This window comes from Streptomyces sp. MspMP-M5 (assembly GCF_000373585.1).
Classification (GTDB): domain Bacteria; phylum Actinomycetota; class Actinomycetes; order Streptomycetales; family Streptomycetaceae; genus Streptomyces.
Genome location: NZ_KB891916.1, coordinates 40,200 through 52,778 on the forward strand (window position 1 = coordinate 40,200; position 12,579 = coordinate 52,778).

General features: G+C 65.0%; 12 protein-coding genes. 3 read left to right on the forward strand and 9 right to left on the reverse strand.

The window, feature by feature from the left end; all coding sequences use genetic code 11:
* Positions 1 to 858 precede the first annotated feature (858 nt).
* Positions 859 to 1,068 (forward strand): DUF397 domain-containing protein, encoded by a 210-nt coding sequence (locus B073_RS0128725; RefSeq protein ID WP_018541537.1) that lies wholly within the window; start codon positions 859 to 861, stop codon positions 1,066 to 1,068.
* 250 nt (positions 1,069 to 1,318) lie between these two features.
* Here B073_RS0128725 and B073_RS0128735 read toward each other — a convergent pair whose 3' ends face one another.
* The 8 genes from B073_RS0128735 to B073_RS0128770 all read right to left on the reverse strand — a co-directional run bounded on the left by B073_RS0128735 (position 1,319) and on the right by B073_RS0128770 (position 8,226).
* Positions 1,319 to 2,686 carry a DUF3987 domain-containing protein gene (locus B073_RS0128735; protein WP_018541539.1) on the reverse strand — a complete coding sequence of 456 codons (1,368 nt, stop codon included), beginning with the start codon at positions 2,684 to 2,686 and terminating at the stop codon, positions 1,319 to 1,321.
* An 85-nt stretch (positions 2,687 to 2,771) separates the two neighbouring features.
* Entirely contained in the window at positions 2,772 to 3,542 is a 771-nt protein-coding gene (locus B073_RS0128740; RefSeq protein WP_018541540.1) for an Lsr2 dimerization domain-containing protein, read from the reverse strand.
* Positions 3,543 to 4,040: 498 nt separating this feature from the next.
* Positions 4,041 to 4,685: a hypothetical protein gene (locus tag B073_RS46720; RefSeq protein ID WP_158690239.1), complete on the reverse strand. Its 645-nt coding sequence runs from the start codon at positions 4,683 to 4,685 to the stop codon at positions 4,041 to 4,043.
* A gap of 395 nt (positions 4,686 to 5,080) precedes the next feature.
* Positions 5,081 to 5,989 (reverse strand): hypothetical protein, encoded by a 909-nt coding sequence (locus tag B073_RS0128750; RefSeq protein ID WP_018541542.1) that lies wholly within the window; start codon positions 5,987 to 5,989, stop codon positions 5,081 to 5,083.
* 14 nt (positions 5,990 to 6,003) lie between these two features.
* Positions 6,004 to 6,411, reverse strand: coding sequence for a hypothetical protein (locus B073_RS0128755; RefSeq protein ID WP_018541543.1), 408 nt, complete (start codon positions 6,409 to 6,411; stop codon positions 6,004 to 6,006).
* Positions 6,412 to 6,766: 355 nt separating this feature from the next.
* The gene (locus tag B073_RS46725; protein WP_158690240.1) at positions 6,767 to 7,366 is read right to left on the reverse strand and encodes a hypothetical protein; all 600 of its coding nucleotides are present in this window, start codon (positions 7,364 to 7,366) and stop codon (positions 6,767 to 6,769) included.
* A gap of 68 nt (positions 7,367 to 7,434) precedes the next feature.
* Entirely contained in the window at positions 7,435 to 7,599 is a 165-nt protein-coding gene (locus B073_RS44550) for a helix-turn-helix domain-containing protein (RefSeq protein ID WP_234025186.1), read from the reverse strand.
* A 75-nt stretch (positions 7,600 to 7,674) separates the two neighbouring features.
* Positions 7,675 to 8,226 carry a hypothetical protein gene (locus B073_RS0128770; protein WP_018541546.1) on the reverse strand — a complete coding sequence of 184 codons (552 nt, stop codon included), beginning with the start codon at positions 8,224 to 8,226 and terminating at the stop codon, positions 7,675 to 7,677.
* 131 nt (positions 8,227 to 8,357) lie between these two features.
* On the opposite strand from B073_RS0128770, the gene B073_RS0128775 reads away from it, so the two are divergent.
* Entirely contained in the window at positions 8,358 to 9,536 is a 1,179-nt protein-coding gene (locus tag B073_RS0128775; protein ID WP_018541547.1) for a tyrosine-type recombinase/integrase, read from the forward strand.
* A 200-nt stretch (positions 9,537 to 9,736) separates the two neighbouring features.
* On the opposite strand, the gene B073_RS0128780 is transcribed toward B073_RS0128775, so the two are convergent.
* Positions 9,737 to 10,924: an acyl-CoA dehydrogenase family protein gene (locus B073_RS0128780; protein WP_037813035.1), complete on the reverse strand. Its 1,188-nt coding sequence runs from the start codon at positions 10,922 to 10,924 to the stop codon at positions 9,737 to 9,739.
* Between the two features lie 207 nt (positions 10,925 to 11,131).
* On the opposite strand from B073_RS0128780, the gene B073_RS0128785 reads away from it, so the two are divergent.
* Positions 11,132 to 12,472, forward strand: coding sequence for a UDP-glucose dehydrogenase family protein (locus tag B073_RS0128785; protein WP_018541549.1), 1,341 nt, complete (start codon positions 11,132 to 11,134; stop codon positions 12,470 to 12,472).
* Positions 12,473 to 12,579 lie beyond the last annotated feature (107 nt).

Here is a 12,579-nt window from a genome sequence, read left to right on the forward strand (position 1 = left end):
TTGAACTGGAGAGATAGCGTCAATACCGCTACGAGCCATGCCAATTGACGTGCAAGCTCATGCAAGTTTGTGGAGCCCGGCACTCCCTGATTCCTACGGTCGGCACATCGACCTCGGAAGCGATCGGGAGGGCGCGGCGCGATGACCGAGAGCAGGGCGCAGGGCAACGAAGCGGCTGACCAGATGGGCAGCAGTGAAGCTCGACGGCTTCTCTCCCGTCTCTCTGACGCGTTCGGTGTCGGTGGGGTGCTCCTGGTGCACAAGTCGACCCCTGGGCCGGAGGGGGCGGACGTTGCCCCTGGCGATGGTCTGAAGTGGCCCAAGTGCCAGTGCGGTAGCCCGAAGTGCCCCGACTACGAACCACCGACGGAGCCGTTAGGCGACGGGTCAGCGTCAGGGTGGCCGAAGCCAATAGGCGGAGCAGTAGGGGCGGGCTGTGAGCCCGCAGACGGCGACGAAAACGGCCAGGAAGCGTAAGCCTCGCAAGGCGTCGCCGAAGCAAGCGGCCAAGGCTCCCGCGCCCGTGATCACGTGCTGCGGTGTGTGCATCAGTCACCGCTCGATCTGGTGTCCCGACTGCTGCGGATTCGCCGGGTGCCGCACCTGTCACCACACGTTCAGGGTTCCCTGCCCGCTCTGCGCGGGCGGCACGTTGGAGCCGATCAGATGGTGATCCCATTCTCCGCCCCTGCCGGATGTAACCGAACCGGGCTCCCCCGGGCCCATTCGAAATCCCGGCAGTGGCGGCGCAAGCTCCGTCCCGGTGGTGGAAACCCTGGACAGGTCGAGCGGCCAGGGACGGGTTGCAGGTCGGCGCGGGGACCGCTTCCCCGCACGCATGGAGAAGGGATAGGCACGATGACCGCAGTCCCCGAGTTCGAGTTCCGCACGTCGAGTGCGTGCAAGTACGACCCGAACGACCGCAGGTGTGTCGAAGTCGCCACCAACGTGCCCGGCAAGGTGGTCGTCCGCAATTCCGTGACCGGTCAGACGGTCGAGTTCACGGCCGTGGAGTGGACCGACTTCATGGGCGGTGCCAAGCTGGGGGAGTTCGGCCTCTCGGCGTAGGGAGTCACATGTACCAGTGCCCGCATTGCGGCGGTAGCGCGGAGGCCGACCCGGAGCACTCCGGGATGATGCGCTGCATGTCGTGCTGGCACGTGTGGATGACCACTGAGAAGCGGCCATGCCCCGGTAAACGGAACCTTCTGGCTCCTGGGTTGCAGATGCTGGAGGAGTGCCGGGAACTGAACCGCTGAGCAACGAAGGAACGCCCCTGCCGAGGACGGCAGGGGCGTTCTTCGGTCCCTTCGAGCGCTCAGAGCAGCGCCATGAAGGGATTGGTGCTGGCGAGCGGTTCCGACCGCTTCATCGGCTCCGGGGTCTGCGTGAGGGCCGGGCGGTAAGCGTCCATCTGCACGACCGTGGCGCGGTTCACGTCGTCACGCTCCGCGCTGGCCGGCTGGGGGGTCGGGGCCTCGTTCGGCTGCTCTGCGTAAACGGGAGTGTCATCGCGGAGCGTCAGAACGGTCTTCGGACGACCGGTTTTCCCTTCCCGTTCCACGGTCACGACGATTCCGGGCAGTGCCTTGACCTCAGCGGCCGTCGCCCCCACGTACGGGAGCACCTGAGACGACGTGGCGGCACCGCCATGCATGGCGATCCTGGCCTTCACTTTGTCCGCGAGGCTGAGCGGCTGCCGCTTCGCCTTTGGAGCGTCGGCTCCCTTGCTGATCCGGACCGCATCCTGGACGGACCGCCGTACGAGAGCGAACGCGGCGGCCAGCATCTCGTCCGTGATGGTCTCGGCGCACTCAGAGGCGGCCAGGCAGGCCGCGACGCGCAACGTCTGCTCTGCGGTTCGTTCTATGAACACCGCCTGAGCTTCCGGCAGTGTCTCCCCGAGGATGCGGGCGTACCGGCGCACGATCCTCCACAGCGGCCGGGCGTCCTCCCCCAGCGTGATCACGCGTGGTCGAGCGGTAGCCCAGCCGTATGCGTCGGGCAGTTCCCGGCCGTCCACCTCCGGCAGGCTCACGCGGTCGTCGTCCAGCATCGGCACCGACCTGAGCAGGAAGGGAAGGATGCGGTTGTACGAGCCTCCGGCCGCCTCCGACTCACCCACGTACTTGGCCCAGTCGGAAGGGGTGATGTGGGAGTGCAACGCCATGGCGGGATCGCGGACTTCCTGCGCTTCCTCCTTGGTGGTGTTCCGCAGTGTTGCGCCGTCCCAGGCTGCGCGGAGTTTGGTGGTGAATGACGCGTCCCGCTTGACCCTGCGGAGCACTTCCGACCATTCCTCTTCGACCACCAACGCCCGTACGTCCCGGCCGTGTTCGGTCTCCGCCGTGGCCTCTTGCTGCTCCCACAGGTGGTTGACCATACTCGCGCCGGAGGTGATCCCGGAGGTGGTGTGCGTGGCCAGGAAGCGACCCAAGGAGGCGTCCAGGACATGAAGCGCGGCCCGCAGCGCGGTCCCCTTCCCCCTGCCTGTTCCGGCCACCAAGGCCGACCACAGCAGCACTGGGCGGGAAGAACCACGGGACGAGACCTTGACCGTGCCACCGATGGCGGCCGACCACATCGACAGCGCAGCGACGTACACGCCCAGGGCGTCAGCTTCGAGGAACGGGGCGATCTTGCGGACCGCGCGGCCGATGGGGCCGTACAGAACGGGGGTGTTCATGCTGTTGCGTTCGCTTCCTTGGTTGACCGATCGGGGAGGAGGGGCCGACCGCCCCGACCGGCGGTCGGCCTTGTCAGAGCGAGGCTCAGGCTGCTGCCACTTGTCCCCCGGACGCGTCCCCGTGCGTCAGTTCGTACGCGTGGCGGACGTGTATGGGGATGCGCCCCTTGGTGGGGATGCTGTAGCCGTTGGCGCGTCCCCAAGCCCTGACCTTGGCGTTACGCTCCCGCCCACTCATGGCCTCGGGACCGACCTTGGCAGGTTCCGGAAGCGCGTCACCACCCACGAACTCACCAGCAAGAACGGCGGCCTTGAACCGGCCGGGAAGGGTTGCGTCCATCACGGACAGATCGCGTTCCCGTGCATCGCGCAGCTTCGTGGCGTTCCGCTCCGCGCCGTTGCCGCAGATGAACAACACCGTGGAGTCGTCCGCGCGCCCGACCACCTCATAGCCCAGGTTGCGGACTGCCTGGCGTGCGTCCTCCCAGTCGTACCCGTCAATCTCGCCGGAGATCATCACGGACGGGACGGGCTGAGGATCGGTCGCCTCCTCGCTCACGCCCTCCGCATCGCACTCCGACTCGACAACGGGCGACGGCTCAGCCACGGGCACAGAGTCAACGACTGCCACAGACTCAGGGTCGGAAGTCGCCGGGGCAGGCTCGACGGAAGCGTCCTCTGGTACCCCAAGAGCGTCCACGAGGTAGCGGCCGAAGATGACGTTGTGCTCAAGGCAGAGATGCCAGGTGGAGTCCCCGAGAGCCAGCGCCTCGGTTGCCTCCACCTCGGACCCGTCGCGCGCTATGTGGGCGTCGCAGAACGTTCGAACCACAGGGACAAGGACGGTCTTACGCATGGCGCTGCATTCCTTTGATTCAGGCTGGCAGTGAAGTCTCAGTGAGTGGCCGGAGCATTGCTCTAACGGCCGCCGCGTTCGATGTCGCGGAACTGATCAACATCCTGCCTCACCATGAGCCAAGAAAACCCCCGATCCAGGTAACGAAATAATAACTTCACGGAAATGCGGGTGGGGGTAACGGGAATTAGGAAGTAATGAGGACCCACCGGGGGTGCCTTCCTCCCGCCGTGTACGGGTATGAAATTTTCAGGACGCCGGCCGCCCGGACTCTATATGGCCTGCCGATACTTCATTCCGATGCCTCGGGAGCGTGAGAACTGGTGGATTGCAGCCGGGAACGGTGAACGGATGGACTATCAAGCCAGTCCGCGGTGACCTCGGTCTCACTTTGATGAGCCGCCGATACGGTTCAACGCCAATAACAGGTACGTATTTAATGCGAGGGTTATATATTCTCGCGAAGACCGCTCTTGAGTGAGATACTTCTCCGTCCACTTACTCACCCGTTTTCGCCTTCTTCACCAGCGCCTCACGCTCAATATCACGGATGATTCTTGCCCAATAGTGGCACTTCACGGCCAAGGTTGTAATAAAGGTTCGGGTTTCAGAGGATCCCACTGCATAATTTGCAAATTCCTCCAGTTGCTCAACAACGGCGCATCGGATTCTAAAATCGTTCCAATGGTCGCGACCCTGAAGGGTTCCGCGCAGGACATCCACTACTAACTTCTCTGTCAGGCCTTGGCCAGCGAGGTCGCGGGGTTCCAAAGAGTAAAGGAAGGTATGGATGGTGTTCAGATGACGGCAGAATTCCCTTTCCGCCCGTCTTCTATCCACTTGAGGGGAAGCGACCGGGGCTGCAGCCGCAGTCTGATCACCTACCTCTCCGACTTCCCTGCGTCGCTCCATCCAAGCGGCCACGTCACCACCCCACGCCTTGACCATGCGCGCCAGCGTTTCGCGAGTTGGCAACTGAGTGCCGTTCAACACGCCGTAATAGGTCGCTCGGCTGATCTCAGCGGTGTCGCAGGTTTGCTTCAAGAGGCCGCGGGTCCCAGCCCTGTCACGCAACGTCCGGAGGTCAGAGATGAAGGCGTAGTGCGGGTGGTTGGGATCGAGTGGTTTGGTCGGCCTCCCCATGCCAGTCTCCCTGAGTCCTGAGTAGTCCAAGCAACGGCTGAAGTAGTCCGGAATCCTAGTCCAGCCCCGTGCCTGCGCAGATGCTGATGTTGGTCATCTCGCATGTACACAACGGAGGTTGAAGTGGGGCTGTCCCTATACGTCAGGCTGCTCGTGGTCTTGGTGGCGGCGCTGGCAGCGATCATCGTCGGCATCGTGGCCGGCCTTCTCGCCCGGTGGGAGGGAGCCCCCACTCCAACGTGCATCAGGGGCGGCTCAGCCGCAGCTGGCGCCGCGCTGACGCTCTTCGTCTTGGTGCTGACGAGTCTCCACGCCCTCGGGTGAGCCGCCGAGCACGACGTGGAGCACTCGTAGTTGATGAGAGGTCCCTCGCGGCAAGGGCCCTCTCATCAACCTCATGCTGACCAGTCCACGGCAACCTTGCAGATCCCCTTGGTCGGCTTGGATTCATCGAAGGTGTTGTCAGCCTTCTTGGTGTCCAACTCGGGGTATCGCACGATCTTTCCGCCGTACAGGTGCAGGGTGTCGATGTAGTCGGCTCGGTATTTCTCCGACTGGCCCTCGCGGAATCCCGTGAACTGGCTGGCATAGGTGGCGAATTCCTTGTGCCCGGCCACGATGTCCGCTCCCTTCGGCATTGCGGTGGTGGACAGCACCGTGAAGCCAGCGAGCTTGGCAACGACGCCGTTTGCCGTCACTCCGCCTTCGCCGTACGCGGCAGCGTTGGCGACGGCCGGATGCTCGATCAGGTAGCGCTTCACGCGAGGTGAGACGACTACGTAACGGCCTGCGGGAATGTCGTTGTCGTCCAGGGCCAGCATCATGTCCAGGATCGCGCTGTAGAGCGCCTGCGGTGCCGTGGCCGCCGATGCCTTGACCGTCGGACGGGCCGTGGCGCCCTTGGCGATGATGTCGCCCATGAACGTGTCGGCCTCACGTGCAAGGGAACGGATCATCTGCTGATTGATCGGAGAGCTAAGGTTTCCGCTGGCGAGTTGGATACGCTCCGCGTCCTCCACGAGGACCTGAAGGTACTTGGCCTCTGTGATCGGGAGCTTCTGGTCAACAGTCTCCGGCCGCTGGGCAGTCATGCCGTCCGGGAGCTTGTAGTCACCGACAGAGGGTCGTAGAAGCGAGTTGATGTGGACTACATCGCCCTTCTTTCGGATATTTCCCTCATACTTGTTGTTCGAGACGATCGGGGAAGCCCAGACCAGCAGCGGGTCAAACTGGGTCAGCAGGTCGGCATTCCATATCTCCGGGACGAAGCTATGGGAGGCAGGATTCTGGTAGGCAAAAGTCATAGGGGTACTCCTGGTTAGCGGTTACGGGCATCGAGGGAGACCGAACTGCGGGCACCTATGCCGTTGTAGTGGCCCATGCCCATGAGCTGCGGGAACTTTGGCTGCGGCTCAGCCTGAAAGGGCTTGAGTGCCAGTGCGATAGCGTCTGCGGCAGGCTCGCCGTCCTCCCCGAGGAGCTTGGATAGGTCGAGAAGGTCAATGAACCCGTCGGGAAAATCCACACCGGCCTTGGCGGCCTCGGCCCTCAGTTCGGCTTGGGCCAGCCTCCTTGCATACTCCCGCTGGATCTCGGCCCGAATCACCTCGGCAGGGTCGGGAGCATTGGCGGGTTCAGATTCGGCCGGCTGGGCCTCGAAAGCCTCGGCCGCATCGAGAGTTACCGGGTTCTCCGGAGTCTCTGAAATTATTTCCGCGTCGCTCATGGCGACACCTCCTCAAGATCTGATCAAGCTAGAAAGCGGAAAGAGATAGGGGCCGCTCCCAAGGCGGCCTTATAGCTCACAACAGGACGACGTAAGAGAAGACAGGTCCCTTACCCCGTTCATTTACTTCACAGGGTGTGGGGACTGACTCTGTGTTGCCGCTGCCGTGGTCTCACAGGCAGGTGTCCGCAGAGCTGCATTCGAGCACCTTCACAACATGCTCAGGACTTCAAACAGGCCCGGACTCTCGTCCGCGTCAGGGGACCGCCGCCCAGCGGCCTTGACTCCAAGGGAAAGCTCCCTCACTCCTATAAATAATCGGACAGGGCTCCACCAGAAGCTCTGTCCGTAACGTTCACCCGCCCACGCTGAACGGCTTCATGCGTTCTGCGATCCCCCGGGTGCACAGGAGGGCCCCTGGCTGCTCCGCTTCCCTCCACGGGCGGGCGGAGCCGATAACCGCTAGCTTCCGCTTGGCGCTGGCTGTCTGGCCGAGGTAGTCACCGGACTTGGCCGCTCGGCTCTCCAGGAACCAGCGATCAACCGCCTTCCGGTCTACCTCGGTCGAATACCGGACGATGCTGTCCACTTCAGCCAGGGCATCGCTTCGCCATTCGTCCCAGAGATAGAGGTGGTATCCCCCATTGAGGTCTGCCGTCCGGCAGCTACGCCACCAAGGACGTTCGATGACGTCGCGGCGGGCGGTCTCCTCCTCTACTGTCAGGTTCTCGGCCTTATCCGCCGGACGGATGTTCCACGTCTCGTACTCGATGCCCTGGCGCTTCTGCTGTCGCCGGATGGCCCGATTCTGGTTCTGCCGCTTGCCTCCGCACTGCGCGTGATCAGGATTGGTTACCGGGTTCGGTCCACGCTTTCCTTTCGGCCGGTAGAACGTCCACTCTTCCTTGCACCAGGCGCAAATCAACCCAACAGGCTTGGTCGCTACGGCTGTCATCCGGAACTCAGCTCCAAATGGAAATAAAAGGCCCCCGGTTGCCTCGGGGGCGCGGTTCGTCGTGCTGTTCAGTCCTGGCGGTCTAGCCACTTCTCCAGGTCGGCCGGGCGGCATCGGAGCGACTGCCCAACCTTTCGGAACGGGACCTGTTCGCGCTTCCAGTTGTCGTACACCCATGACTTGGGCACATTCAGATGCTCGGCCACGTCGTCAACAGTCATCAGCTTGCTCAATACGTTCTCCCGGAAAAGGAAAACCCCCGAGGGGCCTCGGGGGCTGTGGTGCGTTTGTGGATGACGGGGGTTCGGCTACGCGTCCGGCTCGGCGGTGATTCTGGAATCGAGTACGGCGTTGGCCTTGTCGGTCAGCTCCCCACCGGCCTTGCCCGCAATGGTCGTGAGGAAGCCGTCCCTGCGGGCCTGCTTCAAATGCCCCTTGACCGTCTCGGGGCTTCGCTTGATGCGTCGCGCCAGCCACTGGACGGGCGCAGCCTCGCCAGCGTCCGCAGCGCTCTTGTAGACGGCCGCCAGGAACGCCAGGTACGTCTCAGACACACCTTCGCTTTCAAGCAACGCGCCGGCCGTATCCCCGGCTTGCTGCATCGCTTCGGTGAGTCCCTGCATGACCTCTTGGCCCTTCGGGCCCATCTCGGCTGCCATCTTCACCGCGCCAGGGAGGTCGAGCCTCCGGAGAACGGTCGTGGAGATGCCGCGCGCCACGTCGCGAGCTGGCGCACCCTCAGCGCTCTCGATGGTGATGCGCTGCGGCCCGCCATTCACCGGGCCCGGGGGCCACCACATGCGGATCACCCAGGCGCCTTGCTCCTGGGTGATCTCGAATCCGCTCTCATCCGCCTTCATGATTCCGACCGTACCACACAGGGTTGCCCACCCTGTGTTGACAATCCAGGGTGGGTCATGTGCATTCTGGAGGCAGAGGGGCTGGCCACACGGGGGCGGGCCCAACAAGGACGAGAAAGGCCAGCTCAGACGTGGCAAGGGCATGGGTAGCGCGCTCCAAGGACGATCCGAAGAAGTGGACAACCTTCTGGTACGACCCGGACGGCAAGCAGCGGCAGAAGACGTTCGAGACCAAGAAGCGGGCCGACGACCACCGCAAGCGCAAGGAACAGGAACTCGACGCCGGGACCTACCTAGACGACAAGTTGGGCAAGCAGCCCGTGACGGCCGTCTGGGAACAGTGGGCGAATCAGAGGAAGCTGGAGAACAGCACCAAGAAGCAGTACCGATCGATCCTGACCACAACCATTGAGCCGTTCTTCAAGGCCCGCTCCATCGTGTCCCTGAAGGTGGCGGACATTGAGCAGTGGCTCTTGTGGATGGAGGCGAACCGCAAGCTGTCCGCGCGGACTCGGCGTCAGCGGTTCTCGTTCTTCTCCGGAATGATGGACTGGGCCGTCGTCAACGAGATCATCGGCCGCAACCCGTGCAAGAAGATCAAGCACGCGGGGAGCCGCGCCAAGGAGATCCGCGAGCATAAGAGCAAGGCCCGGCGGCTCACGACGCGGGAAGTCCTGGCCATGCTCGACGGGGCTCCGGCCCGGTACAGGGCGATGCTGTGGCTGATGGCGGGATGCGGTCTGCGCCTCGGGGAAGCCATGGCTGTCTCGCGGGATCAGATCGATTTCAAAGACGAAGTTCTGCGCGTTGACTTCCAGATCGCGGAGGACGGGCAAACCGAGTCCGGCAAGAACAGCGCGCTACAGCGTCGGCACATCAAGGCCCGTGACGAGGAGGAGCCAGGGCGGGTGGTGCCGCTGCCTCCGAACGTCGCCTTCGAGCTGCGGCGGCACATCAAGAACCACGGTGTTTGGGGGCCGGAACGGCTGCTCTTCCCCAACGTCAGCAGGACTGGCTACCTGTACGCGTCGTACTTCTACCCAAAGATTTGGATGGTCGCCCTGTCCAAGGGCGACGTGACGTACACGAAGCCCCACGCCCTACGGCACTACTACGGGTCGCGCCTCCTGTACGCGGGCGTCCCTGAGAACGACGTGGCCGACTGGATGGGGCACAGCAGCACGGACGTGCTGAGGGAGCACTACCACTACATCTTTGAGGGCGCGGAGCAGCGCGGGCGGGCAGCCATCGCAACGATGCTGACGCCCGGCGCGGACGACCCCACCGAAGGACAGGCGGAAGTCGCCTGACAGAGCCAATGCGAACGGCCCCCGGCATCGTGCCGGGGGCCGTTGTGTTTGTGCAGGTGAGAGGCGGTTTACTGCCCAGCGTCAGCCCAGGATTCCCCCAGCATGACGCCCATGATCGGCCCGAAACGGGCCCGAACGGACCGGAAGCCGATCACAGCCAGCGAGCCATCAAAAATGGCCTATGACCTGCGAAAACCCTGCTACGGCAGGTTCCTCGCCATGACGATCCGCTGAACCTGATTCGTGCCTTCATAAATCTGCGTGATCTTGGCGTCCCGCATCATCCGCTCCAGCGGGTAGTCGCGGGTGTAGCCGTAGCCGCCGAGCAGCTGGACCGCGTCCGTGGTGATCTCCATGGCGGCGTCCGAGGCGTAGCACTTGGCGGCGGCGCCGAAGAACGTCAGGTCCTCGCCCTTGCCGCCGGCCGAGACCCGCTCGGAGCGGGCCGCCGCCGCGTAGGTGAGCTGGCGGGCCGCCTCCAGCTTCATCGCCATGTCGGCGAGCATGAACTGGATGCCCTGGAAGTCGCCGATCGGCTTGCCGAACTGCTTACGCTCCTGGACGTAGCCCTTGGCGTAGTCCAGCGCGCCCTGGGCGATGCCGAGCGCCTGGGCCGCGATGGTGACGCGGGTGTGGTCCAGCGTCTTCATGGCGGTGGCGAAGCCGGTGCCCTCCGCGCCGATCATGCGGTCGGCGGGGATGCGGACGTTGTCGAGGTAGACCTCGCGGGTCGGGGAGCCCTTGATGCCGAGCTTCTTCTCCGGCGCGCCGAAGGAGACGCCCTCGTCGCCCTTCTCGACGACGAACGCCGATATGCCCTTGGAGCGCTTCTCCGGGTCGGTGACGGCCATGACGGTGTAGTAGTCCGACACCCCGGCGTTGGTGATCCAGCGCTTGACGCCGTTGAGGACGTAGAAGTCGCCGTCCCGCACCGCCTTGGTCTTCATCCCCGCCGCGTCGGAGCCGGCGTCCGGCTCGCTGAGGCAGTACGAGAACATCGCGTCGCCCTTGGCGAGCGGCGCCAGGTACTTCTTCTTCAGCTCCTCGCTCCCGGAGAGGATCACCGGGAGCGAACCGAGCTTGTTGACCGCCGGGATCAGCGACGAGGAGGCGCAGACCCGGGCGACCTCCTCGATGACGATCACGGTCGCCAGCGCGTCGGCACCGGCGCCGCCGTACGACTCCGGTACGTGCACGGCGTGCAGGTCGTTGGCGACCAGCGCGTCCAGCGCCTCCTGCGGGAAGCGGGCCTCCTCGTCCACGGCGGCGGCGAACGGCGCGATCTTCGCCTCGGCGAGCGAGCGCACCGACTCGCGGAGCATGTCGTGCTCCTCGGACGGCCGGTACAGATCGAAATCAGCGGCCGCGTTCTTTCCCGATGGCGCCAAGGTCTCTCACTCCCCTGAGGTGCCGGCAGTGCTAACTACCGTTAAGTAACCCTTACTGAGAAGGGATTCTAGGGCGGATACCGGGACCGCCGATAGGTGAGGTTGCCGACAGTCCCCCGGGGTGCGCACCGCGTGCGGGAAGGGTCCGTTCCGTGCGCGGATATGCTCGGTCGGCACCACTTTCCGTCAGACCCAGGGAGCCCCGCAATGGCCCTCAAGATCACCGTGATCGGCACCGGCTACCTCGGTGCCACCCACGCCGCCGCCATGGCCGAGCTGGGCTTCGAGGTGCTGGGCCTGGACGTGCAGCCGGAGAAGATCGAAATGCTTCGCCGGGGCGAGGTGCCGATGTACGAGCCGGGCCTGGAGGAGCTGCTGCGCCGCCATGTCGCCGGCATCGAGGGCTCCACCGGCCGGCTGCGCTTCACCACCTCCTACGAGGAGGCCGGGGCCTTCGGCGACGTCCACTTCGTCTGCGTGAACACCCCGCAGAAGCACGGCGAGTACGCCTGCGACATGTCCTACGTCGAGGCCGCCTTCGACGCGCTGGCGCCGCATCTGACCCGGCCCGCGCTGGTGGTCGGCAAGTCGACGGTGCCGGTGGGCAGCGCGGCCCGGCTCGCGCAGCGGCTGGCGGCCGCCGCGCCCGCCGGCGCCGACGCCGAACTGGCCTGGAACCCGGAGTTCCTGCGCGAGGGCTTCGCCGTCCAGGACACCCTGCACCCCGACCGGATCGTGGCCGGCGTCACCAGCGAGCGGGCCGAGGCGCTGCTGCGCGAGGTCTACGCCACTCCGATCGCCGCGGGCTCCCCGTTCATCGTCATGGACTACCCCACCGCCGAGCTGGTGAAGACCTCCGCCAACTCCTTCCTGGCCACCAAGATTTCGTTCATCAACGCGATGGCCGAGGTGTGCGAGGCCGCCGACGGCGACGTGGTGAAGCTGGCCGAGGCGATCGGCCACGACGAACGGATCGGCAGGAAGTTCCTGCGGGCCGGCATCGGCTTCGGCGGCGGCTGCCTGCCCAAGGACATCCGCGCCTTCATGGCACGGGCCGGCGAACTGGGCGCCGACCAGGCGCTGACCTTCCTCCGCGAGGTCGACTCGATCAACATGCGGCGCCGCGGCCACATGGTCGAGCTGGCCCGCGACGCGGTGGGCGGCAGCTTCCTCGGCAAGCGGGTCGCCGTCCTCGGCGCCACCTTCAAGCCCGACTCGGACGACGTCCGCGACTCCCCCGCCCTCAACGTCGCCGGCCAGATCCACCTCCAGGGCGGCCAGGTCACGGTCTACGACCCCAAGGGCATGACCAACGCGGAGAGGGTCTTCCCGACCCTCGGTTACGCGGAGAGCGCCCTGGAAGCGGTGCGCGGCGCGCATGTCGTCCTGCACCTGACCGAGTGGCGCGAGTTCCGGGAACTCGACCCCGCCGTACTCGGCGAGGTCGTCGCCGAACGGAGCGTCCTGGATGGCCGCAACGCGCTTGATCCGGAGCTGTGGCGCAAGGCGGGGTGGCTCTACCGAGCCCTTGGGCGGCCTCGCTCCTAAGGTTTTTGCTGCGCTTGGCAGCGCTTGCTTTTGCCCGCTGCGCGGGGCCGGTCCGCTGCGCGGGGCTGTTCGGCCGCGGTGCCGGGCCTCCGGGGCAGGGGGTGTGT